The 25964-nt window shown below is 55.2% G+C and carries 25 protein-coding genes and 3 tRNA genes; 22 read left to right on the top strand and 6 right to left on the bottom strand.

Annotated elements, in window-relative coordinates; translation table 11 throughout:
• Positions 1–105: 105 nt before the first annotated feature.
• From BC777_RS01715 to BC777_RS01730, 4 genes are all read left to right on the top strand, one after another.
• A complete protein-coding gene (locus BC777_RS01715; RefSeq protein ID WP_168769045.1) occupies positions 106–540 on the top strand; it encodes a universal stress protein in 435 nt (144 codons plus the stop codon).
• A gap of 84 nt (positions 541–624) precedes the next feature.
• Entirely contained in the window at positions 625–933 is a 309-nt protein-coding gene (locus tag BC777_RS01720; RefSeq protein WP_100366441.1) for an HU family DNA-binding protein, read from the top strand.
• Between the two features lie 27 nt (positions 934–960).
• Entirely contained in the window at positions 961–1521 is a 561-nt protein-coding gene (locus BC777_RS01725) for a histidine phosphatase family protein (protein ID WP_100366442.1), read from the top strand.
• A 42-nt stretch (positions 1522–1563) separates the two neighbouring features.
• A tRNA-Val gene (locus tag BC777_RS01730) sits at positions 1564–1639 on the top strand.
• 30 nt (positions 1640–1669) lie between these two features.
• Here BC777_RS01730 and BC777_RS01735 read toward each other — a convergent pair.
• The 3 genes from BC777_RS01735 to BC777_RS01745 all read right to left on the bottom strand — a co-directional run bounded on the left by BC777_RS01735 (position 1670) and on the right by BC777_RS01745 (position 4281).
• On the bottom strand, positions 1670–3244 hold the full coding sequence (locus BC777_RS01735) for a phosphate ABC transporter substrate-binding/OmpA family protein (RefSeq protein WP_168769046.1): 1575 nt from the start codon (positions 3242–3244) through the stop codon (positions 1670–1672).
• Between the two features lie 217 nt (positions 3245–3461).
• Positions 3462–3857, bottom strand: a complete 396-nt coding sequence (locus BC777_RS01740) for a PAS domain-containing protein (RefSeq protein WP_168769047.1) — start codon at positions 3855–3857, stop codon at positions 3462–3464.
• Between the two features lie 7 nt (positions 3858–3864).
• Positions 3865–4281, bottom strand: a complete 417-nt coding sequence (locus BC777_RS01745) for a helix-turn-helix domain-containing protein (protein ID WP_100366445.1) — start codon at positions 4279–4281, stop codon at positions 3865–3867.
• A gap of 241 nt (positions 4282–4522) precedes the next feature.
• Here BC777_RS01745 and BC777_RS01750 point away from each other — a divergent pair, with 241 nt between their 5' ends.
• From BC777_RS01750 to BC777_RS01790, 9 genes are all read left to right on the top strand, one after another.
• On the top strand, positions 4523–6385 hold the full coding sequence (locus tag BC777_RS01750; RefSeq protein WP_100366446.1) for a serine/threonine protein kinase: 1863 nt from the start codon (positions 4523–4525) through the stop codon (positions 6383–6385).
• Positions 6386–6390: 5 nt separating this feature from the next.
• On the top strand, positions 6391–7374 hold the full coding sequence (locus tag BC777_RS01755) for a PP2C family protein-serine/threonine phosphatase (protein ID WP_168769048.1): 984 nt from the start codon (positions 6391–6393) through the stop codon (positions 7372–7374).
• A 234-nt stretch (positions 7375–7608) separates the two neighbouring features.
• Positions 7609–7821, top strand: coding sequence for a hypothetical protein (locus BC777_RS01760; RefSeq protein WP_100366448.1), 213 nt, complete (start codon positions 7609–7611; stop codon positions 7819–7821).
• The gene (locus BC777_RS01765; RefSeq protein WP_100366449.1) at positions 7821–8510 is read left to right on the top strand and encodes a hypothetical protein; all 690 of its coding nucleotides are present in this window, start codon (positions 7821–7823) and stop codon (positions 8508–8510) included. The genes BC777_RS01760 and BC777_RS01765 overlap by 1 nt, the downstream gene beginning before the upstream one ends.
• A gap of 15 nt (positions 8511–8525) precedes the next feature.
• The gene (locus BC777_RS01770; RefSeq protein ID WP_100366450.1) at positions 8526–8897 is read left to right on the top strand and encodes a hypothetical protein; all 372 of its coding nucleotides are present in this window, start codon (positions 8526–8528) and stop codon (positions 8895–8897) included.
• Positions 8898–8946: 49 nt separating this feature from the next.
• Entirely contained in the window at positions 8947–9360 is a 414-nt protein-coding gene (locus BC777_RS01775; protein WP_100366451.1) for a BLUF domain-containing protein, read from the top strand.
• Positions 9361–9596: 236 nt separating this feature from the next.
• A complete protein-coding gene (locus tag BC777_RS01780) occupies positions 9597–10535 on the top strand; it encodes a pirin family protein (RefSeq protein WP_100366452.1) in 939 nt (312 codons plus the stop codon).
• Positions 10536–10606: 71 nt separating this feature from the next.
• Positions 10607–10683: transfer RNA gene (locus BC777_RS01785), tRNA-Asp, on the top strand.
• Positions 10684–10980: 297 nt separating this feature from the next.
• A tRNA-Asp gene (locus BC777_RS01790) sits at positions 10981–11057 on the top strand.
• A 113-nt stretch (positions 11058–11170) separates the two neighbouring features.
• On the opposite strand, the gene BC777_RS01795 is transcribed toward BC777_RS01790, so the two are convergent.
• The gene (locus BC777_RS01795) at positions 11171–12004 is read right to left on the bottom strand and encodes a patatin-like phospholipase family protein (RefSeq protein WP_100366453.1); all 834 of its coding nucleotides are present in this window, start codon (positions 12002–12004) and stop codon (positions 11171–11173) included.
• A 27-nt stretch (positions 12005–12031) separates the two neighbouring features.
• The gene (locus BC777_RS01800; protein ID WP_100366454.1) at positions 12032–13405 is read right to left on the bottom strand and encodes a M20/M25/M40 family metallo-hydrolase; all 1374 of its coding nucleotides are present in this window, start codon (positions 13403–13405) and stop codon (positions 12032–12034) included.
• Between the two features lie 161 nt (positions 13406–13566).
• Here BC777_RS01800 and BC777_RS01805 point away from each other — a divergent pair, with 161 nt between their 5' ends.
• The 6 genes from BC777_RS01805 (at position 13567) to BC777_RS01830 (ending at position 20615) form a co-directional block, all read left to right on the top strand.
• The gene (locus BC777_RS01805; RefSeq protein ID WP_100366455.1) at positions 13567–14364 is read left to right on the top strand and encodes a hypothetical protein; all 798 of its coding nucleotides are present in this window, start codon (positions 13567–13569) and stop codon (positions 14362–14364) included.
• Between the two features lie 163 nt (positions 14365–14527).
• Positions 14528–15751, top strand: a complete 1224-nt coding sequence (hemA, locus tag BC777_RS01810) for a 5-aminolevulinate synthase (protein WP_100367956.1) — start codon at positions 14528–14530, stop codon at positions 15749–15751.
• 115 nt (positions 15752–15866) lie between these two features.
• Positions 15867–17060, top strand: coding sequence for a helix-turn-helix domain-containing protein (locus BC777_RS01815; protein WP_100366456.1), 1194 nt, complete (start codon positions 15867–15869; stop codon positions 17058–17060).
• A gap of 80 nt (positions 17061–17140) precedes the next feature.
• Positions 17141–18265, top strand: coding sequence for a flavodoxin-dependent (E)-4-hydroxy-3-methylbut-2-enyl-diphosphate synthase (gene ispG / locus BC777_RS01820; RefSeq protein ID WP_100366457.1), 1125 nt, complete (start codon positions 17141–17143; stop codon positions 18263–18265).
• 53 nt (positions 18266–18318) lie between these two features.
• On the top strand, positions 18319–19464 hold the full coding sequence (locus BC777_RS01825) for a pyridoxal phosphate-dependent aminotransferase (RefSeq protein ID WP_100366458.1): 1146 nt from the start codon (positions 18319–18321) through the stop codon (positions 19462–19464).
• A complete protein-coding gene (locus BC777_RS01830; RefSeq protein WP_100366459.1) occupies positions 19461–20615 on the top strand; it encodes an N-acetylmuramoyl-L-alanine amidase in 1155 nt (384 codons plus the stop codon). The genes BC777_RS01825 and BC777_RS01830 overlap by 4 nt, the downstream gene beginning before the upstream one ends.
• Here the strand turns inward: BC777_RS01830 and BC777_RS01835 are convergent.
• Positions 20612–21280 carry a class I SAM-dependent methyltransferase gene (locus BC777_RS01835; protein ID WP_245834119.1) on the bottom strand — a complete coding sequence of 223 codons (669 nt, stop codon included), beginning with the start codon at positions 21278–21280 and terminating at the stop codon, positions 20612–20614. The genes BC777_RS01830 and BC777_RS01835 overlap by 4 nt on opposite strands.
• A 101-nt stretch (positions 21281–21381) precedes the next feature.
• Here BC777_RS01835 and BC777_RS01840 point away from each other — a divergent pair, with 101 nt between their 5' ends.
• The 3 genes from BC777_RS01840 (at position 21382) to BC777_RS01850 (ending at position 25920) form a co-directional block, all read left to right on the top strand.
• A complete protein-coding gene (locus BC777_RS01840; RefSeq protein ID WP_100366460.1) occupies positions 21382–23898 on the top strand; it encodes a penicillin-binding protein 1A in 2517 nt (838 codons plus the stop codon).
• Between the two features lie 78 nt (positions 23899–23976).
• The gene (prfB, locus tag BC777_RS01845) at positions 23977–25101 is read left to right on the top strand and encodes a peptide chain release factor 2 (RefSeq protein WP_100366461.1); all 1125 of its coding nucleotides are present in this window, start codon (positions 23977–23979) and stop codon (positions 25099–25101) included.
• Between the two features lie 45 nt (positions 25102–25146).
• Complete coding sequence (locus tag BC777_RS01850; protein WP_100366462.1) at positions 25147–25920, top strand: DUF2189 domain-containing protein; 774 nt, start codon at positions 25147–25149, stop codon at positions 25918–25920.
• Positions 25921–25964: the final 44 nt, after the last annotated feature.

Raw genomic sequence — 25964 nt, forward strand, 5'->3', positions numbered from 1 at the left:
TTTTCTTTGGAACCTTGGGGTGAATGGACGCAATTGACGCATATCAACGCAGGATTGCCCGCGACCCGATAGACTCCTTCCATACATAAAATGGAGGACGTGACTGTGTTCAAAAATATTACTGTTGCCGTCGATGGATCGGATCACGCGTGGAAAGCGCTTGGTGTCGCTTGCGATCTGGCCAAGCACTATGACGGGCAGATCCACCTGATCCATACACCGGAACTCGCCTCAACCGGCCTTGCCGTTGGGTCTGGTGCGGTTGAAATACCACCGACTGACGAAGAGATTGCGAAAGCAGGCGCCGTTGTGATGGCCGAGGCCGCGACCATGGCACGCGATGCGGGTGTTGAGCCTGCCAGCCAATTGGTCCGTAACGGCACGCCCTCGGCCGAGGCTGTGAGTGTGGCCAAAGAAACAGGCTCTGATCTGATCGTGACCGGTAGACGCGGGGTAGGCAGTCTCCAAAGCTTGCTGATGGGCAGCACGTCCCAAAAGATAGCCCATGATGCGCCTTGCGCGTTTTTGACGGTAAAATAGCCACCAGGGGCCGGTTTGCTGATATCGACTTGACCTTGTGGTTGGAAAGGCGCGGTAATAGGGCCACCCAATCAAGGAGCCGACATGGCACGCAAACCTGCAACGCCCTCACCAACCCCTAAGCCTGCTGATCCGGTGACGATGATCAAGAAACCAGAGCTGTTGGATGAGGTCGTGGCCCGCACCAACCTCAAAAAGCGGGATGTGAAACCAACGGTCGAGGCGGCCTTTGCTGTGGTTGCCGAGGCTTTGCGCGATGGGGCCGTGCTGAATGTGCCACCCTTGGGCAAGTTGCGGGTGGTCAAGACCAAGGCGTTGGATGGGGGCGCCAGTGTGATGACACTCAAACTGCGTACACCCAAAAATGCCACTTTGGATGCGGATAACGCCTAGGCGCATCATAATCCTCCAAAGCCAGATATGTCCCATCCAGAATTGTATATCCTGCGGCACGGCGAGACGACGTGGAATGCAGAAAACCGTATGCAGGGTGAGTTGAACTCGCCCCTGACAGAAAAGGGTATGCGGGATGCAGCGCGTCAGCGGACGATTCTTGCAAGGCTGGACCTGAACGGTTTTTCCTTTCTGTGCAGCCCGCAGGGGCGGGCCTTTCAGACAGCTGGCATTGCTTTGGCAGGGATTGCGGATCACATCCGCACGGATGATCGTTTGCGCGAAATCGGCGTTGGTGACTGGTCGGGCCGTTTGCGTGACGCGTTGCCAATGCCCAAGGGCAAAGACCCGTTCATGGCGCAATATGAGATCGCGCCGAATGGCGAAGGCTTTGCCCGGCTCAAGGTCCGTTGCCGTGCCTTTTTGGCTGATTTGAAGGGGCCAGCGGTATTGGTTACCCATGGGATCACCAGCACCATGATCCGCGGTCTAGTGGCGGGCGAAAAGGCTCATGCGCAGCGGACCAACCACGGCGGGCAGGGCCGTGTTTTCCACCTTAAAGATGGTGCACAATTCCTGTTGGAATGAGGCTTGCACTACCCGTGCCGCTGGTCTAAATGATCCCCCAGTGGGTGATTAGCTCAGTTGGTAGAGCGCTTCCTTTACACGGAAGATGTCGGGAGTTCGAGCCTCTCATCACCCACCACTTCCAAGCAGTGCAGGATACAGTTAAGGGTTATCCTGTTGCCAATTGTATCCAGACTTCCACGCGTCTGTTGATGCCGCGGCCATTCTCGTCGGTATTGCAGGCGGATGGGGCAATTTCACCATAGCCGGTTGCGTTCATCTCCACCGCGGCCAGCCGATCCCCTGCAAAGGTGCGCAGCTCTTCCATGACCTGCTGTGCGCGATTGTTTGATAGACGCAGGTTGCTGTCGAAAGCGCCGACATCATCGGTAAAGCCAACAAACAGTAATCTAGTCCCCGTAGGTTGTGCCTCAAGATAGTCGGTCAGACGTTCAAGGTTCAGGCGACCGCGTGGGTCAAGCGTAGAAGACCCGGTGCGAAAGCGGAACGTTGTCGACAGCCGATCATAAGCGTTCATTTCACCCAGCATGTCTTGCATGATGCCGCTGACGTAATCATCGACGTCTGCTTTCAGAAGCATCTGAGCCCGATCGCCGTCCGCAGCTTGCGCGCGACGATCCACGCCAAGATCAATCAAGCCGGCCTTCGCAATAACGTCATCTGCCTCAGCAGAAACAGCGTAGTTAACAAAATCCACCGCAGTATCATCACTCAGATCACCACGGTTATAAAGGTACAGGAACTGTTGCAGCGCATATTCATCAGTCCGCACTGAGAACGCATCAGGTGTCATGATCAAACCACAATCATTAATGAGCGTTATAGGTTTTGCCCCACGTTGAAACGCGAAACCGGTGAAACCGATGGCGTTTTCATTGCTGTTTACGATTGCTGCCATCTCGTCGTTGTCGGTTGCGATCACTGCACTTGCAGGAACGGCCGGAATATTGGGGCCGAATAGCCGGTTTTCAAAAACAACACGCGCGCCGGCACCCTCGGCCCGATCGATCAGCTGTATCGGTGCATTCAAGCCACCGACATCGGCCCAGTTCGTGATAGTGCCTGCATAAATCTGACGTAGTTGGTTCGTCGTCAGCGTATCAACGGGGTTATTGGGGTGTGTAATGACAATGAGACTGTCAATTGCGATGATGTGTTCCTGCGCAGGATCAATCATGTTGCCCGCTCCGGTGTCACGCAGCATGCGCGCCTCATCAGGTAGAATGCGGCGCGATGCCATGCCAATCTGGGCGCTCTGGTCTGCAAGCGACGTAAATGCATCACCTGAGCTTGATGACGAGATCAGGTATGACCCGATTGGGTCGCCAAAACCTTGGTCGCCGATCATTTCGGCAAATACCTGTTGCGACCCGCCAACCATTGTCTGGCGGTCTTCGGCGTCGCGTGTTGCGGCATATCCAGACAACAGCAGAGGCATGAGGCTTTGCCCCAAAGTGTCTGAGCCGGCGATGACGACATCTGCATCTGGTGCGGCGATAACGGGGCAGGCGGCCCCATCACAACTGACCCGCGAAGCAGAGATACTTAAATCGCCAAGGACTGTACGGATCGCATAGGTATTATCTGAAAAATCCAGCAGTTCCCCTACAAGATCAATTGCGCCATCTGCCGATAGCAATGTGATTTCACTCGCCCAAGCCGTCGAGGTTGTTGAAATCGCGGCGGTCATCGCAATCATCGAAACCACCTGGCGTGTCTTCATATATACAGTCATTCCGAGCACAGTCCCTCATGTAGATAAGACATTGCGTGCAAGCCTTGGCCAACTGGGGCGCTAGAATCGCTCACAATTCTCATAAAAATTGATAGCGTTCCATTAATTAGGGATTGTGTGGGAAATGCGGCGTCAAAGTGACCCAAAACCACAAAGTGCCAAAGCATCGGTATAAGACGTTATGGAGCTAAGTTAGGGTGTCGCCTTAAGAGACAACCGGCTTTTGGATCGCGACGAAATGCGTCACGGTGCCGTTGCTGTCGCTGATCGGTCGCAAGGCACATTCATGGGTAAAGGGTGTACCGTCTTTCCGATAGTTGGTGATTTTGATTAGTCCTGGCTTGGCTTCTTCAATAAGCTTGCGAAACAGGGCTACAGCTTCTGGTTCCGTGTCGGGGCCTTGTAGAATAGACAGTGAACGACCGACGATCTCGGTCGGCGTATAGCCGGTATGGGCTTCAAATACATCGGATACGTAAAGAACCGGTACGCCCGGCGCCGCTAGGCATACAACAGCAGAGCTATCAATTGCTGCATTTCGTGTGTCCTCATCTGCATGGTCGCGGATGAATACGTCATAACTATCCGATTCGATCGTCAACTCGATACTATACCTTGTTACTCTTATCTTTTGCGGATCCGATCGCTTCGACGAGCTGAACCAACCGTAGTTTCTCTCCGCTATCGTCCAATCTTACAAAAGCTGTCACCAGTCTTGCAAGAAGATCCGCTTCATTCTCCACACGTGGCGGTTCTTGTGTCTTGACTTCATTGGTTGACGTGTCCGGCAGGAATGTACTGACAGGTGTTTCAAAGAACTCTGCCAATATGATCAGATAGTTCAAACTACACTTGGACTGCGCTTCTTCATATTTCTGGTATTGCTGCGGGCTTACGGAGACGATCCGAGCGACTTGCGCCTGGGTCATGCCCCGCTCAAGCCTTAGTTTCCGTAGTCTTTGACCCACATGTGCATAAGCGTCGTTCGCCGATTCGCGGTCATCAAGTTTCGTATCTGCGTCCATATTTTGGTGGCCTTTCACTTAACAGATACCCTAGCCGATAAAATTACGTCGGGCAAAATATTCTCTTATTATAAGTTATAAAGCACCATTATTGCAGCAAGATTGTCAGGATAACAAGGATACGACGCAATCTAGGCGGGTATTTCTCAATAATTGAACATAAATCCCACCTTAATTCGCCATAATTTGCACATTTTCTTAAATAATAAGAAGCGTAGATGGTATGTAAGTGGTGTTTAGAATGGCAAATATAAGCGAAAAAGTTCCGACCCTAGATGTTGCGGACGAGTTGCCTACCGGGACCCAGCTTATGTCTGGGCAGTACGAGATTACCGGTTACCTGAATCATGGCGGTTTTGGCATCACCTATTTGGCGAACGATAGCCTGAACCGCCAAGTGGTTGTGAAAGAGTGCTTCCCTGGTTCACTTTGTCGCCGTAGCCGACTCGCGGTTCAGGCGCGCTCACGGGCGCATGTGAAAGATCTTGAAGGTGTCGTGCGGCTTTTTATGAAAGAAGCCCAAGCGCTATCAAAGCTTGCGCACCCCAATATTGTCGGCGTGCATCAGGTGTTCGAGGATCACGGTACCGCTTACATGGTGCTGGACTATGTTGATGGCGCCGATCTTCTGACCTACATCGAGAACGCAGGTAAGCAGCTTACGCCGGCACAGATCCGCACAATCTTGATGAAAGTTCTGGACGCAATCGCATTTGTTCACGATGCAGGTGTGTTGCACCGCGACATTTCTCCCGACAATATTATCCTTACAAAGTCTCTTGAGCCTATTCTTATCGACTTTGGCGCGGCACGGCAGAAAGCAACAAAGACGACACAGGCATTGTCAGCTTTGCGTGTGGTGAAGGATGGCTATTCGCCGCAGGAATTCTATCTTGCCGGCAGCACACAGGCCCCGGCGAGCGACCTCTATTCGCTTGCTGCATCGTTTTATCATCTGATCTCGGGTGAAATTCCGCCAGACAGCCAGTTGCGCTTGACCGCTCATGTCTCAGAGCAGGGCGATCCTTACGTTCCGCTTGGCCAGAAAACAGATGCTTACGACGCAGAATTCTGCGCAGCAATTGACAAAGCATTGGCGATTCTGCCCCGCGACCGCATACAGAATGCTGCGGAGTGGAAAGACATGTTGGAGGCAAAACCAGCCCCAAAGTCGAAAAAGGTGCTTTCCAAAGTTCCTTCGCGCCGTCTGAGCCGTCAAACACGTCAGATTGCAGCGCCTGCTAAGGTCAAGGCTGCAAAAACAAAAAGGAAGGCCAGCTTGCCTGCTTTGGCCATCGGCCTTGTGGCAGGCGGTGTCTTGGTTGCAGGCACGGTTCTTGCGCCATCCGTTTCAGACGATCAAACCTCAGTCACGGCACCGCCAGCCGTGCTTGAGACGGCAGCCGATATGACCCAAGACATAGCACCTGCCGTATCTGAGCCGGTTGAGACCACTCAAGCAGCGGCAACTATTCCCACCGTTACTGCTGCATCCACCACCACATTGAGGGCTCAACCGGCGAACCTGCAAACTGATTGGGCGGACGGGCAGATCACACTTGGCTGGCGCGCCGATCTGCCATTTGTCTTCGATAGTGTTGGTTCGGTGCGGTCTGTTGACGAAGGTGTTACGTCTGTTCCCGTCGGGTCACGTCTGATGTCTGTCAATGGTCAGGCGGTTGATGACGTGAATATGGTCATGGCCGCGATTGAAAACGCCGCCGCGGTGTCTGATGGTCAATCTGCGCAGTTTTCCTTTGTATGGGCCAGCCCCGATGGTGCTGATGTGTTTACGTCAGAGCTACGTGCTGACGTGCTATATCAGACCACCTTTGAAAGCGGCGTTGTGTTCGAGACACGTTATGTCGCAGGTAACTGGGTCACGCAGGTGACCGAAACACCCCAAGTGCCTAATTTCGCCCTGCATGTCGGTGATGAGATAGTGGCGCTTGTTCCTGAAAATGAGCGGATCGACGGCGTCAGTTCGCTGGCCGAAGTCACTGCACAGGCCTGGTCGCAGGATCGGACAGATTTGCAGTTCGCAGTACGCCGTAACAATACGCTTTGGATTGCTGATGTCAGCCTTGCTGGTGAAACTGGATAAAGATGATGAGTAAAGCTTTCGCATTTCAACTACGTCAATCGAAAGACGAGGACGCAAATTCCCGACCCAAGGTCGCGATCAAGGATCGGTTTGATACATCCACGATCATTGATATCGGTCGCAGACCCTATCAGCAGGATGCGATGGTCGCGAACTTCACCAGTGGTGATGATGTGGGCATTGGCGTGTTGGCTGATGGGATGGGTGGCCACCTTGGGGGCGAAGTTGCCAGTAATATCGCAGCCAGTGCCGCATTTGCTGAAATCAAGACGCAATTGATCTCATGCAAGCTGGATGATGAGGGTATCGCGAACGCGTTGAACAACGCGATCGACCGCGCCAATGATGTAATCGGGACCTATGTGGAAAACGATGCGCAGCTACGTGGCATGGGAACGACCCTTGTCGTGATGCTCACCATTGGGCCCAATCTTTATTGGGCGTCAGTAGGTGACTCACCGCTTTATCTTTGCCGTGGCGGCAAGGTCCAGCGTTTGAACCAAGATCACTCGATGGCGCCGCAAATTGATGCGATGGTCGCGTCGGGCATGATGGACGAAGCTGATGGCAAGTCACACCCCCAGCGCAATGAACTGACCTCGGCTGTTTGTGGTCGGGCGATTGCACATCGCGATTGTCCCAAGACATCAACACAGCTGCAAGCCGGGGATATCCTGATTTTGTCCAGCGACGGGCTGCAAACGATTTCCGATCTGGAAATTGGTGCCATCGCCCATCGCAAGCGCCGCAGCGATAGCGCGGACATTGCAGGCTCTCTGATGAAGGCGGTTCTAGGCGCCAATGTGGAAGAGCAGGACAATGTGTCGATCATGGTTGTGAAAATAAATGCCGACGATCCTGCTGCAGAGGTGCCCGAACGCCGTGACGCGCCTCTGTTGACCAGCACATCGGGACAAGCCGCCGCCAAAATGGGTGATCCTGATATCGAGGATGCGTCTGATTTATTGAACAAGGCATTGTTATTGTAATGTAATATTGCTGCCGATCACGATGTAAACTGACTGCACAACGTATAGTAGATTCCATAGACAGTTACTGAAACGAAACAAAAGAGGTTGAAGGTTAGCACGTTAAAGAAATTGGATAAAAAACACGAGAAAAGTCACTGAATTCCCGTAGTTTTTCCTTTCCAAGACTTAATGTCGCCCACCTGTTGAGATCAACCTGTCGTAATACAAATATGAAAGCGAGTACTGGACCAAATGATTGTTTATTCACACCGTTTTACTGGCGTCCTTCAGCAGATGGTTGTCGAGTTGGGACTTGATATGATCCTGTCCGATGAAAACTCGCCAGTCTCATTGACGGACAACGAGGCAATGCTGACAGATGTTGCCAATGGCATGGGTGTAGACCTGAAAAAAGTCGCCGCCGCAAATGGCAGCGTGTTGTTCAAGTTCCAACGGCGGCAGTAATGACAGCAAAGCCACATATAGATGGTACGGCGCGTGCGCGCGCTGGTGTACCGCTCGCGCGGGCGCAGCGGTTGGCCGAGAAAGCCGATGCCAAAAGCCGTTCTGATAAGTCTTTCCTTCCACTTATCAGCGCGATTCTTGGCTTGGCTGTGCTTGGTACCGCTGGCTATTTCTATAGCGGTTCCGGTGTGTCACCCGCGGTGGATGCTGCTAAGGTATCTGTTGTCAGTTCGGCTGATACCGCTGATCAGTCAGCCGTCCTAAATGCATCGCCGCTTGAAGAGACTGTCGAGCGTACTGTAGCCGCTGTCCCAGAGAAACCAGAAGCAGTGGTCGCAAATGTAGATCCAACGGCACCATTGGCGCCACGTCCCGCGCTTGCGCCGTGTGTGCAATCTGTTGAACAGCAACTGTTCAGTCTGCACAATGCCAATGACCAAGGGGCAGTCTGGGATGTCAAACGGCAGCATATCCGCGATGCCGTACAGTCCGTGCTTGATTGCGATGTGGCAAGCTTTGATTTGACAGGCGATTTTGAACTCGCGGCCTCTGATCTAGCAGATCTTCAGATCAACTGGGACCGGTCCGCCGCAAACCTGAAACTCACAGTCGTTGATAGTGTCGCGCCTGCCGCGCAAGACGTGGCCTATACTGATGATGGCCAACCTATCGCATTTATTGTCAACTAACCGGAGGCCGTTTCAATGGAAAACTTGCCCGACTTCGACACGATCCTGACCGCACTTACTGATTGGACGGCACGCATCCTGAGCATTGAATTGCCAATACCGGATGCCGCACTGGTTTTGGCGTTCGTACTGATGGCCTATGCGCTGCGCCTGAATACGCGCGCGATCAAAGAAGATGTGCGTGCAGATATCGAAGAAATCTACCAGGCCGAGCTTTTGCTGGCGAACCGCCGCACCCAGCAAGCCAAAGGCGATTTACGTAAAGCGCAGATGGAGATCGAGCGAGAGCGTCAGAAACGCCGCCGTGAAGCTGTGCGCAACGACTCAACCCGCCGTGTCCACGGGCCCCGCCTTGTTGAGGCCGCCCAAAACTTCCAGCAAGTCTAGCGCTTGTCTGGCATCACCCTGATTTAACGAATGAACTGGAGCTAAGAAAATGAACCTGACACGTCTTGTGTACTACAGCCAGCGCAACCCTTCCCTCAGCCTGAATATGGAAGAATTGCTTGAGGTTTGTAAGCGGAACAATGCGGCCATGAATGTGACCGGCATCCTGCATTACAACGGCAACTACTTTTTGCAGGTGCTTGAAGGCGGTCGCGCCGAGGTCAGTGCGATCTATCACCGCATTGCGGCCGACCCACGCCACGTCAATATCATCCTGATGTCCGCGTCAGACGTGCGTGAACGTATCTTCCCAACATGGTCGATGGGTTTGCATGAAGGCATGGGCGAAGAAACCAAGCAGATCTTCCTGCGTTACTTCCCCAGCAACAACGTCAACCCCGAGGCTGTCAGCGTTGATAGCCTGCTGGACTTTCTGCAGGACGTATCGACAGAGCTTTCCTGAGTATCGCGCGCTTGATGGCCAAGGTCATCTCGCGCCCATTCACTGCTGAACTCATACGCATTTAAATCAACGGCGTATGAGTTCAGCGGGCTAGTTTTTACACCATGCTGCCGCGTCGCGGGTCACCGCGAACGCGATCCTATGTGCGTTCTTGCACGTTACCTCTTTGCGGGGAAATCTATCTTTCATGCTCTTAAGGTCTATCTAAAGCTCTACAACCACTTTGGAGAGTCGAGATGAGCTGGAATCCTGCACTTGATCCTGATTGCCCCACTGGTGATGCCGTTGATGCAATCGAAACTGTTATCGTCCCCCGCGCGCGCGATCTGGGCGGGTTTGAGGTTCGCCGCGCCCTGCCTGCGCCCCGCCGTCAGATGGTTGGGCCGTTTATTTTTTTTGATCAGATGGGACCGGCGGAGTTTATCACTGGTCAGGGCATTGACGTGCGCCCGCACCCCCACATTGGCTTGGCGACAGTGACTTACCTGCACCGTGGGGCGATCCACCACCGCGATAGTCTGGGGACTGATCAATGGATCGAACCAGGGGCAATGAACCTGATGATTTCCGGGCATGGCATTACGCATTCCGAGCGGATGGATGGCGAGGCGTTGAAGAAACCGCAAAGCCTGTTTGGCATTCAATCATGGATTGCTTTGCCCAAAGGGGCCGAGGATCGCGAGGCGGCGTTCATTCATGCGCCCAAGGGTGATCTGCCTATGATGGAAGGCGAAGGCAAACAGGTGCGCCTGATTATGGGCGACGCCTATGGTGAGCGCGCGCCTGTCGAAACCCCGTCAGAGATGTTTTACCTTGATGCCGTGCTGGAACCGGGGGCAGGGCTGCCCTTGCCCGACAATCATGAAGACCGCGGTGCCTATGTTCTTGAAGGCGCTGTAGAAATCGCAGGTCAGACCTATGATCAAGGCCGCATGATGGTGTTCCGCCCCGGTGACCGGGTCAGCATGAAAGCAGGCCCACAGGGGGGGCGCGTGATGCTTTTGGGTGGTGCGACCATGGAAGGCGAAAGGTACATCTGGTGGAATTTCGTGGCCTCCAGCAAGGAACGGATCGAAGAGGCGAAAGAGGCCTGGCGCGCGGGTGACTGGCAAAATGGCCGCTTTCAATTGCCGCCCGGCGATGACGCGGAATTTATTCCGCTACCAGACCGCTAAGGGCGCTTGACGGGGGCCGCGCGCGCACTTAGAAGCGGCCCACGTTCAGCGCAAGTTGAACAAGCAGATGCGCGGTTGTAGCTCAGCTGGTTAGAGTACCGGCCTGTCACGCCGGGGGTCGCGGGTTCGAGCCCCGTCAACCGCGCCACTGCCTTTTCCCTTGAGAATGAATAGGTCATGCAACGGGGTATCCGGCTTAACGCGGGGTTTTGCCTGTTGGCAGGTTAAAAGCGCTATTTTGCGGCTTTTGATCAGTGCAGAACCCGTACAGATCGCGTACATAACCTGTACATAAGAATGTACAGGTATTGCCGCGTTAACGCAGCGCACGGTGCAGAATCTTAACGATCTGTGAATTCCTTGATGGCCGACGTGGAAAAACAGTCCCGCTACGCAGATTTGACGTTGACGCCCCGCGATTGCGCGATTATCCCGCCCGATACGCGCGGTTGTAGCTCAGCTGGTTAGAGTACCGGCCTGTCACGCCGGGGGTCGCGGGTTCGAGCCCCGTCAACCGCGCCACTTTTCTGCAAAATTTTTGGATCAACGCACATGCGACGAATGTCCCGTGCGGCTTTGCATGATCAGGATGCTTTGGCACTAATATTGCCGAAGCAGGAACCCTTTGCCGTTCATCATTTGGACGCATCTGTCATGATGGCATCAATCGCCGACTTCGCTTCTTCCTTAAGTCGTAGTGTTTGTGCCAAAACCTCTTCTGCCTTGTGGAAGTCCAGCGCAAAGAAAGCATCAACCGGTGGGCGCAGAAGGATAGTATTGGGAAACTTCGACGCATTTGATCTGACAATGGCTTGCTGCATCATCTGCCCTGCGGCATAGCTAACGTCGAACATGCTGGGGCGCTTGGTTTTGTCCCCGGTTACACCACCAGACACGTCCACAGCGATCACGTGGTCAGCAAGGCCTTGCACGATGTCGATAGGGCATGGGTCCGTCGCATTTCCGTCAATGTAGAACCGGCCATCGCGTTCAACCGGCAGGAACACGGCCGGAATGGCGGAAGATGCGGCCATGGCGAACCGCAGATCGCCCGTTTCCAGAACTGTCGCACAGGCCCCGTAATAGTCCGTTGCAGAGATTTTCAGAGGAATTTCGAGCTCTTCGAAAGTGCGCGGGAAATCCTCTGGCAAGATACCTTCCAGCATCCGTTCCAGATTGAACTGGCCAATGCGGGGTCCTCCATCTTTGAAGAATGCCTTGATACTATCGGGTCCGGCGCTGAACAGATCCCACATCAGACTGAGCGGGTCTTTCAGGACGCTCTTGATATGATCCTGAAGGTCCTTTGCGGTTAATCCTGCGCAATAGGCTGCGCCAATGATCCCGCCGATTGACGCGCCTGACACAGCGACCGGGCGCACGCCCAGCTCCTCCATGGCGCTGATCACATGGATATGTGCGAGCCCTCGGGCGCCTCCAGCCCCGAGGGCCAATGCTATCGTCTGCATTGTCTTGCCGCGTCCTTTGTCAGTGTTCTACGACGTCATCGCATCCAAAATCCGCGCCCAGCTTCTGATCCCTTTGTGGAACGATGACAGGTCGTACTTTTCGTTGGGCGAATGGATCTGGTCATCGTCTTTGCCGAAACCGATCAGCATGGCGTCCATATCAAGGATGTCTTTGAAATGCCCAGCAATCGGGATGGACCCGCCGCTGCCCACGTAGGCCGCTGTGTTCGGCCATTCATCGGACAGCGCCTTGCGCGCTTGGTCGAAAGCGGGGTGGGTTGTTGTCATCTGACCTGCCGCGCTTGCCCCGTGGTCGCTGAAGCTGACGGTGCAATCGGCTGGCAGCATGTCTTGTACCATTTTGCGGAAGTTTTCGCGGATCTTGAGCGGATCTTGGGTGCCGACCAAACGGAAGCTGATTTTGGCGGACGCTTCAGACGGCAGTACGGTTTTAAAACCGTCGCCAGTATAGCCGGACCACATGCCGTTCACTTCGCAGGTGGGGCGCGACCAGATCATTTCGAGTGGCCGACGTCCCACTTCGCCTGCGGGCACAGACAGGCCGACTTCGCCAAGGAAATCCTTGTGGTCGAATTTAAGGTCATCCCACGCTGCGGCCAGTTCGTTAGAGAGTTCGGGAACCCCATCATAAAAGTCAGGCACGGTGATGCGGCCGTTTTCATCGTGAAGCGCTGCGATGACACGTGCCAGTACCCGCGCAGGGTTCATCGCCAGCCCGCCGTACATGCCCGAATGCAAATCTTTGTTTGGGCCTGTGATGGTGAGCTCTTCGCCCAAGAGGCCGCGTAGCTGGGTGATGATTGCGGGTGTGCTGTCACCATACAGCCCGGTATCGCAGATCAGCGCGATGTCGGCAGTCAGCTCTTCGCGGTTTTCTTCCATGAAAGGGGTGAGTGAAGGTGAGCCGGATTCCTCTTCGCCCTCAAAGAAAATGGTGATGTTGGCGGGTAATTGCCCATGTTCTGCTTTCCATGCCCGGCAGGCCTCTACAAAGGTCATCAACTGCCCTTTGTCGTCTGATGATCCGCGCCCGCGGATGACCTTGCCTTTTGCGGTGTCTTCGATCTGTGGATCAAAAGGATCGCGATCCCATAGTTCAAGCGGATCAACAGGTTGCACGTCATAGTGGCCATAGAACAGGATATGTGGCCCGTCACCGCCCGTATGTGCCACCACCATTGGATGTCCGGGTGTGGCCCGTTTCGACGCCTCAAACCCGATGGATTGCAGATCAGCCACCAGCCAATCGGCGGCGGTGCCGCAATCGCCCTGATAGGCCGGATCGGTCGAAATTGAGGGGATGCGCAGTAGGTCCAACAGGCGGTCGGTGGCTTGCGGCAGGTCAGCGTCAATGCGGGCGAGGACAGGGTCGAGGGTCATGAGGGTGGCCTATGGTTTGGGATTTGCCACAGAGTTGTCTGTAAGCCGGGTAAGGTCAAGCGATGCTGATGCCCGATCGGTTGGTTGCATAAAGAGCCAAGAGTTTTCCTAAAATTGCCATAAATCGGGGCGATGCCGGACGGCAGACGAAAGGCATTCAAATGATCGAATTTATTGCCCAGCTTTGGGACACCGCATTCAATTTCGAAGACTTCAGCCGTGGCGAGCGCAAGTTTGCCTTTGCACAGCTGATGTTCATCATGATTGGGGTCTTTGGCGTTGTTGGTTTCATCTTTCGGATCATCATGAGGGTGTCGGGGCGCAAGCATCATGCGTCGGCGCAAAGCCGCTTGATGGATGAAATGGCCGCCAAGGCGAGGCCCGGTGCGACCCGCGCCGAAATCGCGCAGATGGCGCATGCAGAACGCGAGGCGCGCCGTGCTGCCGCGCGCTATATTCCCCCGGTGCCGGTCGCACTTGCCACCCGTCCAGACGACGGCAGTTACTTTGTAACCCTATGCGCCTTCGCTGCTGCGAAACAGGCGGATGGCCTGATGCTGAACCATTATGAAAAAGACGCGTTGAGCGTCCTTTGCGTGGCCTATGAAACGCTTGGTCCTGCCGGTCTGGCGCGGCTGGATGACTATGATGGGGTGGCCCCGGTCAGGTCGCTGGACCTTTCACGGGTGTTTCAACAAATCGGTTTGAACGAATTTGTCGCGCCATTTGAAAAGGCGATTGCGGTGCACCTTGATCGCCACCAGATGATACAGGATTTTGTAGCCTCTGGCATGCCGCTGGAGCAGGCGAAAGCATCGTATAAATTGCCCTCTTATATGCCAATCAATGAATCCTTGCTGCTATTGGGCGGACAGGCGCGGTTGGTGCATTTGGCCGACCGTTATTATCAGGCGGCTTATCCGTGGCAGGAAAAAATCGAAAAACCTGCATTTGCTTGATCAGGGTCAAATAGCGCCCCATCCGTCCACGGTAGTCTATGTCCTGAGGAGCGACACTTTGTAACGTCTTGTCCGAAGCTGCCGCGCCCTATATGAGGCTTAGAACGATTCAAAGACCACAAAATCAGATGGCTTTTGAACGGAAAATATGAGGACGAACAACGTGGACTATAACGCTCGCTTGGACACTGCGATTGAACGGCTGCACGAAGAAGGCCGCTATCGCACTTTCATTGATATTGAGCGTAAACGCGGCCAGTTTCCTCATGCCACATGGCGCAAGCCCGATGGGTCCGAAGCGCCTGTCACGGTTTGGTGCGGCAATGATTATTTGGGCATGGGACAGCATCCCGTTGTTCTGACTGCCATGCATGAGGCGATTGAGGCGACGGGTGCCGGTTCTGGCGGGACACGCAATATTTCCGGCACGACCGTTTATCATAAACGCCTTGAGGCCGAATTGTCGGACCTCCACCGGAAAGAAGCGGCGCTTCTGTTTACCTCTGCCTATATTGCGAATGATGCGACCCTCAGCACGTTGCCAAAGCTGTTTCCGGGCCTGATTATTTATTCGGATGCGTTGAACCACGCATCCATGATCGAAGGCGTGCGCCGCAACGGCGGGGCAAAGCGTATCTTCCGTCACAACGACCTAGCACATTTGCGCGAGCTGCTTGAGGCTGATGACAGCGATGCGCCAAAGGTTATTGCATTTGAATCGATCTATTCCATGGACGGCGATTTCGCGCCAATTCAAGCGATCTGCGATCTGGCGGAAGAGTTTGGCGCGCTGACCTATATCGACGAAGTGCATGCCGTGGGTATGTATGGCCCCCGTGGTGCCGGTGTGGCAGAACGTGACGGTTTGATGGGTCGTATCGACATCATCAACGGCACTTTGGCCAAGGCGTATGGCGTGATGGGCGGCTACATCGCAGCAAGTGCGAAAATGTGTGATGCGATACGGTCTTACGCGCCGGGCTTTATCTTTACAACGTCGCTGCCGCCTGCGGTTGCGGCAGGTGCTGCCGCCTCTGTTGCGCATCTCAAGACCGATCAGGCGTTGCGCGTGCAGCATCAGACACAAGCGAAGATTTTGAAACTGCGCCTTAAGGGGATGGGCCTGCCGATCATTGATCATGGCAGTCACATTGTTCCATTGATCGTGGGTGATCCGGTGCATACCCAGAAATTGTCGGATATGTTGCTGTCGGAATTCGGAATTTACGTCCAGCCGATCAACTTTCCCACCGTTCCGCGCGGGACCGAGCGCTTGCGCTTTACGCCGTCACCGGTGCATGGGCCGCAGGAAATGGATGCTTTAGTGGGCGCTTTGGACGGACTTTGGTCACATTGTGCGCTAAATCGCGCTGAACTTGCAGGTTAATCTCAGATACACCTGTGCATAACTTTGCTGGTCGTGTTATTTAATCGTTAAGCGCTCGTATTGTTTCGATTCGTTGCATAACGCGCGCTAGGGGCATTGAGCGACGGGACAGTCGATGATCGGGAAGACCTTCAAGCGCGGGGACGCATCGGAGGACGTACAGGCCGCAGGCTTTGACGCCTATGATTTACGTCTGGGCGATTTGATGCGTGGCGAGCGTGCGACAATGGGCAAAAGTCTATTGGATGTGCAGCGCGAATTGAAGATCAAAGCCGCCTACATCGCAGCTATTGAAAACGCTGATCCTTCTGCCTTTGATACGCCGGGATTTATTGCAGGCTACGTGCGTTCTTATGCGCGCTATCTTGGTATGGACCCCGATGATGCCTTCGAGGCATTTTGCGATGAAAGCGGCTTTGCCACGGCGCATGGGATGTCGGCTGAGGCATCTTCGCTAAAGGCCAAGTCGTTCGATCCGGCATCCACGCCTTTGGGCAAGGACATTTTTTCGTCATCAGCGACGCCGTTTATTCCGGCAGGAGAGGCGGTTCTCTCAAGCGTGGAACCGCGTGCTATCGGCTCAGTCTTGGTATTGGTCGCTTTGATTGGCGGCTTGGGCTACGGCGGCTGGACGGTTTTGCAGGAAGTGCAGAAAGTGCAGTTTGCGCCGGTTGAGCAAACACCTGTTGTCCTTTCGGACCTTGATCCTTTGGCGGGGGCTACGAATGCGATCCAGCCAAGCGATGCTTTGGCGGATTTTAATGCGCCATCGCAGCAGTCTTTGGACCGGCTTTACCGTCCGCAAGCCTTGGACGTGCCTGTGCTGGTGGCGCGCGATGCGCCGATTTCGACACTGAGCCCCGGTACGATTGGTGCTTTAGCGCCTGATATAGGCGCGCCGGACGTCCCAGAGCTGACCTTGGCTGACACCGATTTGCCGTCACCCCCACCTATTCAGGTGGTCGAGCCTGACGTGCCTGAACTGCAACTTGTCGCGGTGCGCCCGGCATGGGTGCGTGTGCGTTCGGCGGACGGAACGGTTATTTTTGAAGGGGTGATGGAGCCGGGGCAAAACTTTGTCGTACCATCCACCGAAGAACCAGCGACGCTGCGCGTGGGCGAAAGCGGCGCAATGTATTTTGCGGTCAATGGCGTACATTATGGCCCTGTCGGCCCATCTGGCGTCGTCACATCCAATGTGGCCCTGACTGCGCAAAGCCTGACCGAAACCTATGAAGTCGCTGATCTGGATGCCGACACAGATTTGGCAGAGATCGTCAATGTGGCCGAGGTGACTGCGGGCGAATAACCGCAGCGGCGCAGCCTTGCTGCGGGGCGGATTGCGGCATAGATTGCTGCCAAGCAGATCACAGCCGAAAGCCTGAACGCATGTCTTTGAACCATATCCGTCCGTGGCGTAATATTTACCGCCGCAAATCGCGTCAGATCATGGTGGGCAATGTGCCTGTTGGTGGCGATGCACCGATTACTGTGCAAACGATGACCAACACGTTGACGACCGATGTGAGGGCCACGATTGCGCAGGTGCAGGCCGCGGCGGATGCAGGTGCTGATATCGTCAGGATTTCGGTCCCGGATGAAGCCTCCAGCGCTGCGCTGAAACAGATTGTGCCAGAGGTATCGGTGCCGATCGTCGCTGATATCCATTTTCACTACAAACGCGGTATCGAGGCGGCAGAGGCGGGTGCGGCTTGTCTGCGGATCAATCCGGGCAACATTGGCGATGAAAAACGCGTCAAAGAGGTGATCAAGGCGGCCCGTGATCATAACTGCTCAATTCGCATTGGCGTGAATGCGGGCTCTCTTGAGAAGCATCTTTTGGATAAATACGGTGAGCCTTGTCCCGATGCGATGGTTGAAAGCGGTCTCGATCACATCAAGATCCTACAAGATAATGATTTCCACGAATTCAAGATTTCCTGTAAGGCCTCGGACGTGTTCATGGCTGCTGCGGCCTATCAGCAGTTGGCCGAAGCCACTGATGCACCAATCCATCTTGGCATTACAGAGGCGGGTGGTCTGACGTCGGGCACGATCAAATCGGCGATTGGGTTGGGCAACCTTCTGTGGATGGGTATTGGGGATACGATCCGCGTCAGCCTGTCTGCCGATCCGGTGGAAGAGGTAAAGGTCGGTTATGAAATCCTTAAGTCGCTGGGATTGCGCCACCGTGGTGTGAATATCATTTCCTGTCCGTCCTGCGCGCGTCAGGGGTTTGATGTGATCAAGACCGTCGAAGAGCTGGAAAAGCGGTTGGAGCATATCAAGACGCCCATGTCGCTGTCGATTATCGGCTGTGTTGTGAATGGCCCCGGTGAGGCATTGATGACGGATGTGGGCTTTACCGGTGGTGGTGCCGGGTCTGGCATGGTGTATCTGGCAGGCAAGCAGAGCCATAAACAATCGAACGCCGACATGGTGGATCATATTGTTGAGCAGGTTGAAAAGAAGGCGGCTGAATTGGACGCCCAAGCGGAGGTTGCGGCTGAGTAAGGTGGATCGTGATCCACCTTACCTGATGCACAGTCAGTGGTAGAAGGCAGCCCATGAAACTCTCGAACAGAGGTGATGTTGATCCGTTTATCGTGATGGATGTGATGGAAGCTGCGCGCAAGGCCGAGGCCGCGGGCCGTCATATCATCCATATGGAAGTGGGCCAGCCCGGCACGGGTGCGCCGGAGGCTGCAAAAGCCAAATTGATTGCCGATATGGCGGATCCGTTGGGTTATACGGTTGCGCTTGGTCTGCCAGAGTTGAAAGACCGGATCGCGCAGCATTACGCCGATTGGTACGGTGTAACGCTTGATCCGGCCCGTGTTGTGATCACCAGCGGTGCGTCTGGTGCCTTCTTGCTTGCGTTTTCGGCGCTGTTTGACAATGACGCGCGGGTGGGGCTGGGGACGCCATGCTATCCATCTTATCGCCAAATCCTTAAGGCGGTTGGCTTGTCACCCATCGATATTCCGACGACCTTTCAGCAGCGTTTTCAACCGCGGCCATCGGATGTGGCAGATCACACTCTGGATGGGCTGATCATAGCGTCGCCTGCGAACCCGACCGGCACCATGCTGGACCAAGATGGATTGGCTGCTTTGGCGGGTGCCTGTCAGGTGCAGGGTGCGGCCCTGATTTCAGATGAGATTTATCACGGCATTGATTATGACACTGCGCCCGTCAGCGCCTTGCAGGTCACTGACGACGTTTATGTGGTGAATTCCTTCTCCAAGTATTTCTCGATGACCGGCTGGCGTGTGGGGTGGATGATTGTGCCGCAGGATCACGTGCGGCAGGTTGAACGACTGGCCCAGAACATGTTTATCTGCGCCCCCCACGCCGCCCAGCGACTTGCCCTGCATGCGATGGATTGCAGTGATGAGCTGGAGGCGAATAAAGCGGTCTACAAAGCCAATCGCGATCTGATGATCGCAGGGTTGCAGGCGGCGGGCTTTACCCGCTTTGCACCGCCTGACGGCGCGTTTTATGTTTATGTCGATATCTCGGAATACACTGATGATGCCTTGGGGTTTGCTGCCATGATCCTTGAACAGGCAGGTGTTGCCGTGACCCCCGGCCTCGATTTTGATGCAGCTCGCGGGCATCATTGGCTGCGTTTTTCCTATGCACGCGCGACGGTGGATATCACCGAAGGTTTGGCGCGTCTGGCGCAATTCATGCAAGGACGTCAGGTATGATCCGCTGGCTTATGGCGCTTTTGTTCGCGGCAAACGTCGCGGTCGCGGATGGTGGCGTTGATCCCGCGCGTTCAAGCGTCAGCGATGGCTGGTGGACGCTTGAGGTGACCCTTGGTCTGGATCATATCACCCCCTATCGGGTCTTCACCTTGGATGAACCGCGCCGCCTGGTGATTGATATCGAAGGGGTCTCTTTCGCTGGTCTGGATGCAGACGCAATACGGTCAGGCGACCGCGCAGAGGCAGTGCGATTTGGTCCGTTGCGCCCTGGTTGGTCACGTATGGTGATTGATCTGGCCGAGCCTTTGGTCATCGCAGAGGCGGGTATGGCCGCCGTGGATAATGGCGCAGATCTCAGCATTGTTCTTGATCGGGCCACGCCGGAAGATTTTGCTGCAAACGCTGGTGCGCCGCCTGATCCGGGCTGGGATGTGGTGACAGGCTTTGACCCTAAGGTCGCGCAGGACCTTGCAGATAGCGCGGATTTCGTCGTGGTGATCGACCCCGGCCATGGCGGAATTGATCCGGGTGCTGCACGGGGTGGTATCAGGGAAGCGGACCTCATGCTGTTGATGGGCATGGAGCTGGCGGTGATGCTGAATGCGCAAGAAGGCGTACAGGCTGTGCTGACCCGTGAACAGGACATATTTGTGCCGCTCTCGGCCCGCATGACACTGGCGCGGCAGGTGGGGGCGGATTTGCTGATTTCCCTGCATGCCGATGCGCTGGAAGAAGATGCCGCACGCGGTGCATCGGTTTATACGCTATCGGCAAATGGCGGATCTGCAGCCGCACAACGCAGTGTAGAGCGTCACGAACGCGGTGATCTTTTGGCCGGCGTTGATCTGGATGTCGCAGAAGACAGGGTCGCGACGGCCTTGATGGACCTTGCACGCGCCGAAACCGGACCAGAGGCCCGCCGCATTGCCGACGCGTTGGTTGCATCCATGCAGGCGCAAGGGGTTTTGATGAACACGAACCCACGCCGTGAAGGTCAGTTTGCGGTTCTGACGGCAGCTGATTTTCCCAGCATTCTGATCGAGGCAGGGTTTTTGTCCAACGCATCCGATCGTGCGGTGCTTGCCACGCCAGAAGGGCGTGCACGGATTGCGCGGGCTATTCGCGACACCGTTGTTTTATTGGCGCGCTAGGTGCCGGTATATTGTGCCAGCCAAACAGTATGCCCGCCGCAGCTAGGGTCCTCTGGCGTGTATCGCAAGACTTTAAATCCGTTGTCTTCAAGCAATTGTTGGTATTCTGCGGGATCAAGCGAGGCATGATAAATCGGTGCATTCGCGACCTGTCCAATCGCCTCGCCCGCTATATGGCCTGATGTGAACATCAAGGTGGTGCGGGCTGTGCTATGGGCGGCAAACCGTGCAAACATTGCCCTTTGGTCATCGGCACTGAGGTGAAAGAAGCTGGCCCATGCAAGAATGGCATCAAAGTCGCGCGCGAGGTCAAGGGTACGCATGTCTGCTTTTATGACCTCTGCCTGCGGCAGGGTTTGTGTATAAAGCCGCGTCATCGTCTCAGTCGCATCTACGCCAGTCAGGGTGGCACCTCTTTCTGCCATATACGCGGCCATGGGCTGACCTGATCCACATCCCAAATCAAGCACCCGCACAGCCCCGGACCCACGCGGTGCGGCCGTCAGAAACCTGTCCAGCCATTGCTTTTCCATCAGGCTGCGGTTGCGCTCTTTCGCCCAGATCTGACCAACGCGTTCATAGGTGGGGATGACATCTTTTGCTTGCATGGGGCTGCAATGCACGGCGGGCAACGCAATGGCAATGGCTGCTGAAAAACTGATCAATTTGCAGGCACCTTCTGGCCGAACGTGGCATTTGGCCTTTTGACCACGCGGGCTTCTGCGCGTATAAGCAGGGAAAATAGACAGGATTGGGTCCAAACCCCGTGATACGCTTTTTTCTTTCATTCCTTGGCGGTCTTTTTACGCTGTTGACCCTTGGTGCCATCATGGGCGCGCTCGCCATTGGTGGGGTGCTCTATCTTTATGGTCGCGATCTGCCGAGTTATGAGACGCTGTCGCAATATACGCCCAAGACCATTAGCCGGATTTATTCGGGCGAGGGCCAGATCATCGACGAATTCGCCGTCGAACGGCGGTTGTTCACACCGGCCGAGGAAATTCCCGATATCGTCAAACAGGCGTTTATCTCTGCGGAAGACAAGAATTTCTATGAACATTCCGGTTATGACGCGATGGGTATGGTGTCGGCCTTTGTCGATGCTGTCGAATCGCGCGGAGAGAACGTGCGTGGTGCGTCGACAATCACCCAACAGGTGATGAAAAACTTTCTCTTGGATGGCTCCCGGTCGGTCGAGCGTAAAATCAAAGAGATTATCCTCGCGGTGCGTATCGAAGGTGCGATGCCGAAAGAGCGTATCCTGGAGCTTTACCTGAATGAGATTTTCCTGGGTCAGAACAGCTTTGGTGTGACTGCCGCGGCACTCACCTATTTCAACAAACCGCTGACCGAACTGACACCGGGCGAGGCCGCCTATCTGGCGTCCTTGCCGAAATCGCCCAGCAATCGCCACCCGGTCCGGGACAGTGCAGCTGCTATTTTCTGGCGCAATAATACTCTGCGCGAGATGTTCGAGAACGGCTATATTGACGAGGCCACTTATGATGCGGAACGCAATGCACCCCTTTTGTCCGTACAAGGTGGCGACTATGCCGATTTTCGCGAAACCCTGCCTGATCGCGATTACTTCACCGATGAAATCCGCCGTCAGCTAAGCCAGAACTTTGGCGAGGAAGAGTTTTTCTCGGGCGGGCTGTCGATCAGGGCGACGATTGATCCTGAGTTGCAGGTGACTGCACGCCATTCATTGCAACGTGCCCTTGAAGACTATGACCGCAGCACAGGTATCTGGCGCGGCACGGGCGAGACCATCCCTGAGGATGCCTTGGCCGATGAGGGAACATGGCGTGTTGCATTGGCCGCCACAAATGTGCCGCGCGACGTGGATCTTGACGGCAAATGGTACCCGGCGGTTATCCGTGATGTTGCCGAAAATACCCTGACGATTGGTATCGAGGGACTTGTCGAAAGTGATGCGGAACCTTTTGTCGTACCGCGCGAGGATATCCGCTGGCTGGTGGGTGACTTTTTTGAAAACTACACCCCCGGTGATGTGGTTCACGTACGCCGCTTGCTGGATGGTGATGGTAATTTTGTGCGCTGGTCGTTGCGGCAGGTGCCGGAAGTGCAGGGCGGCTTTATGGCGATGGACGTCAATACCGGTCGTGTCATCGCGATGCAGGGCGGCTTTAGCTATCAGCACTCAGTCTTTAACCGCGCCACACAGGCGCAGCGACAGCCGGGTTCTTCTTTCAAACCGTTCGTTTATGCTGCCGCACTCGACAGTGGATATTCGCCGGCCACCATTATTGTGGACGCGCCGATCACGATCAACACACCGCAGGGCACATGGCGTCCGCGCAATGCCTCGAACCAGTTCTACGGGCCTACGCCGCTGCGCACCGGGATTGAGCGGTCGCGGAACCTGATGACCATTCGTCTGGCACAAGAGATCAGCATTGATACTGTTGGACGCTATGCGGAACGCTTTGGCGTTTATGAAGATATGAACCGTGTGCTTGCGGCCTCACTTGGGTCGGACGAGACAACCTTGTTCAAGATGGTTGCGGCCTATGCGATGTTTGCGAACGGCGGCGAACGTGTGGAACCAACCTTGGTAGACCGGGTGCAGGACCGGTATGGGCACACCGTCTATCGCCATGATCAGCGCACCTGTCTGGATTGCGACCATACGAACCTGCCAGAGGGCGATGCACCGCGGATCATGACCAACCGCGACAGGGTGATGAATGAAATTACGGCTTATCAGCTGACATCGATGATGCAGGGCGTTGTTGATCGTGGCACCGCCAGCCGAACGGTGAACCTGCCAGTGCCGATTGCAGGGAAGACCGGTACGACCAATGACGCCAAGGATGTTTGGTTCGTTGGGTTTTCATCCAACATCGTGGCGGGCTGCTATATCGGCTATGATACGCCGCGCAGTCTGGGCCGCGGCGCGTCGGGTGGTGGGTTTTGTGGGCCTGTGTTCAACCGTTTTATGGAAGAGGCGATTGAAAAATATGGCTCTGGACCATTCCATGTACCTGAGGACTGTCAGTTCATCAAAATCGACCGTTTCAGCGGCGCGCGTTTGCCGCAGGATGCGGCAGGTGACAATGTGGTGCGGGAATGCTTCCGCCCCGGCGAAGAACCACTGTTCGGCATCATGTTTGATGGTGGCTTTGCGATGGCGGCAGAACTGCCGCTGTTTGAAGAAGCGCAAAGCGCGCAGCGTCAGGTCACGACATCCACCGGTGAAACGGCAACCGTGGGCGAGCGCGCGACCTTTGGCACTTTGTCCTCTGGCGGTCTTTACTGACGCAGCGGCGCTTGTGGCGCGCCCATGGGCGCGCTAAGACCACTCCACCAGAAATGACGACCAAAGACAGGTGCCCCCATGCGCGCGGAAATGCAAAATATTGTGGAGGCGATTGAAAAATCGCTGAGCCTTCTTGCGCAGCGGATGGACCGGGAAACGGCCCCGCATCGGCTGGAGGAATTCAACGCACGCGTTGAGGACCCGACGCTGTGGGATGATCCGGCGGCGGCACAAAAGCTGATGCGTGAACGCCAGTTGCTTGTGGATGCGATGGGTAGCTACGACAGCATCAGCACAGAATTATCCGACAACATCGAGTTGATTGAATTGGGCGAGATGGAAGAGGACGCAGAGGTGGTGTCTGAGGCCGAGGCTGCGCTGGTTCAGCTGGCTGATAAGGCTGCCAAGAAAGAGCTGGAGGCGCTCTTGGATGGTGAGGCTGATGGCAATGATACCTTTCTTGAGATTAACGCAGGGGCCGGCGGGACCGAAAGCTGTGACTGGGCCAATATGCTGGCGCGCATGTATGTACGTTGGGCCGAAAAGAAGGGCTATAATGTTGAATTGCAGTCCGAACAGGCGGGCGATGAAGCCGGGATCAAATCGGCGTCATACAAGATCAGCGGGCATAATGCCTATGGTTGGTTGAAGTCGGAAAGCGGCGTGCACCGTTTGGTCCGGATTTCGCCGTTCGATAGTGCAGCCAAGCGACACACTTCTTTTACATCCGTGAAAGTCTATCCGGTCGTCGATGACAACATTGAGATTGAAGTGAACCCTGCCGACATTCGCATTGATACCTACCGGTCATCCGGGGCCGGTGGTCAGCACGTCAACACGACCGACTCGGCGGTGCGGATTACCCACGCACCTACTGGCATCGTCGTGACCAGTTCAGAAAAGTCGCAGCACCAGAACCGCGATATTGCGATGAAGGCGTTGAAATCGCGGTTGTATCAGATCGAGCTTGATAAACGCTCTGCCTTGGTCAATGAGGCACACGAGAATGCTGGTGATGCGGGGTGGGGCAACCAGATCAGGTCCTATGTGTTGCAGCCGTATCAGATGGTCAAAGACCTGCGGACAAGCTTTGAAACCTCAGACACCAAGGGTGTACTGGACGGTGATCTGGATGGGCTGATGGCTGCGACCTTGGCGATGGATATGTCGGGTAAAGGGCGGGACGCGGCAAACGCGGAATAGTCGATCCCCTTGCCAAACACGGCGGCTTAGAGCGATGATAGCGATATGTCATCAACGGATATCTATAGCGGCAGTCCTGACAAGCTGGTTGTCCAGACGATCACACTTGCGGATATCACCGCAAGCCTGCGCGCCGGTATCGCCGATTTTCGCCGTGTACCACAGTTTGGCCTGTTCTTTAGTGCGGTCTATGTGATCGGTGGTTTTGTGATGCTGCGGGTCGGGGCGGGGCATGTGACCTGGACGTTGGCAACGTCACTGGGGTTTCCGCTGATTGCGCCCTTTGCGGCTGCGGGGCTTTACGAGGTCAGCCGCCGTATGGAGCAGGACGAGCCACTTGACTGGGGTGCCGTGCTTGGCATTGTTTGGAACGAACGCACCCGGCAATTGCCGTGGCTGGGTGCGATTATCGTGATTTACTTCCTGTTCTGGACATTCTTGGCCCACATGATTTTTGCATTGTTCATGGGCCTGTCCACAATGACGAACATCACCGACAGCTTTGAGGTCTTTCTGACGCCCAACGGCATTGCGATGATTGTGGTGGAGCTGGGCATAGGGGCCGTGCTGGCCTTTGTGCTGTTTTCCATGACGGTTATCAGCCTGCCCTTGGTCCTGCACCGCGAAGTAGATTTTGTCACTGCGATGCTGACCAGTATGAAAGCCGTGCGTCAGAACCTCTTTGTCATGCTGATCTGGGCCAGCTTTATCGCGGTGATGTCACTATTGGCATTGTTGCCGTGGTTCCTGGGGCTGATGGTGGTGCTGCCGATCTTGGGACATGCGACATGGCATTTGTATCGGCGGGTCTTGGCATGAATGCAAAAAGGGCGCCCCAGCGGACGCCCATTTTACTAACCGTC

The sequence above is a fragment of the Yoonia maricola genome, assembly GCF_002797915.1.
GTDB lineage: Bacteria > Pseudomonadota > Alphaproteobacteria > Rhodobacterales > Rhodobacteraceae > Yoonia > Yoonia maricola.

Coding starts and splice junctions, on each gene's coding strand:
- BC777_RS01745 (WP_100366445.1), bottom strand. CDS start 4,281: ATGGACGCAGATACGAAACTTGATGACCGCGAATCGGCGAACGACGCT.
- BC777_RS01770 (WP_100366450.1), top strand. CDS start 8,526: ATGGAAAACTTGCCCGACTTCGACACGATCCTGACCGCACTTACTGAT.
- BC777_RS01735 (WP_168769046.1), bottom strand. CDS start 3,244: ATGAAGACACGCCAGGTGGTTTCGATGATTGCGATGACCGCCGCGATT.
- BC777_RS01725 (WP_100366442.1), top strand. CDS start 961: ATGTCCCATCCAGAATTGTATATCCTGCGGCACGGCGAGACGACGTGG.
- prfB (WP_100366461.1), top strand. CDS start 23,977: ATGCGCGCGGAAATGCAAAATATTGTGGAGGCGATTGAAAAATCGCTG.
- BC777_RS01830 (WP_100366459.1), top strand. CDS start 19,461: ATGATCCGCTGGCTTATGGCGCTTTTGTTCGCGGCAAACGTCGCGGTC.
- BC777_RS01795 (WP_100366453.1), bottom strand. CDS start 12,004: ATGCAGACGATAGCATTGGCCCTCGGGGCTGGAGGCGCCCGAGGGCTC.
- BC777_RS01775 (WP_100366451.1), top strand. CDS start 8,947: ATGAACCTGACACGTCTTGTGTACTACAGCCAGCGCAACCCTTCCCTC.
- BC777_RS01755 (WP_168769048.1), top strand. CDS start 6,391: ATGAGTAAAGCTTTCGCATTTCAACTACGTCAATCGAAAGACGAGGAC.
- BC777_RS01750 (WP_100366446.1), top strand. CDS start 4,523: ATGGCAAATATAAGCGAAAAAGTTCCGACCCTAGATGTTGCGGACGAG.
- BC777_RS01825 (WP_100366458.1), top strand. CDS start 18,319: ATGAAACTCTCGAACAGAGGTGATGTTGATCCGTTTATCGTGATGGAT.
- BC777_RS01850 (WP_100366462.1), top strand. CDS start 25,147: ATGTCATCAACGGATATCTATAGCGGCAGTCCTGACAAGCTGGTTGTC.
- BC777_RS01720 (WP_100366441.1), top strand. CDS start 625: ATGGCACGCAAACCTGCAACGCCCTCACCAACCCCTAAGCCTGCTGAT.
- BC777_RS01805 (WP_100366455.1), top strand. CDS start 13,567: ATGATCGAATTTATTGCCCAGCTTTGGGACACCGCATTCAATTTCGAA.
- BC777_RS01760 (WP_100366448.1), top strand. CDS start 7,609: ATGATTGTTTATTCACACCGTTTTACTGGCGTCCTTCAGCAGATGGTT.
- ispG (WP_100366457.1), top strand. CDS start 17,141: ATGTCTTTGAACCATATCCGTCCGTGGCGTAATATTTACCGCCGCAAA.
- BC777_RS01765 (WP_100366449.1), top strand. CDS start 7,821: ATGACAGCAAAGCCACATATAGATGGTACGGCGCGTGCGCGCGCTGGT.
- BC777_RS01815 (WP_100366456.1), top strand. CDS start 15,867: ATGATCGGGAAGACCTTCAAGCGCGGGGACGCATCGGAGGACGTACAG.
- BC777_RS01780 (WP_100366452.1), top strand. CDS start 9,597: ATGAGCTGGAATCCTGCACTTGATCCTGATTGCCCCACTGGTGATGCC.
- BC777_RS01800 (WP_100366454.1), bottom strand. CDS start 13,405: ATGACCCTCGACCCTGTCCTCGCCCGCATTGACGCTGACCTGCCGCAA.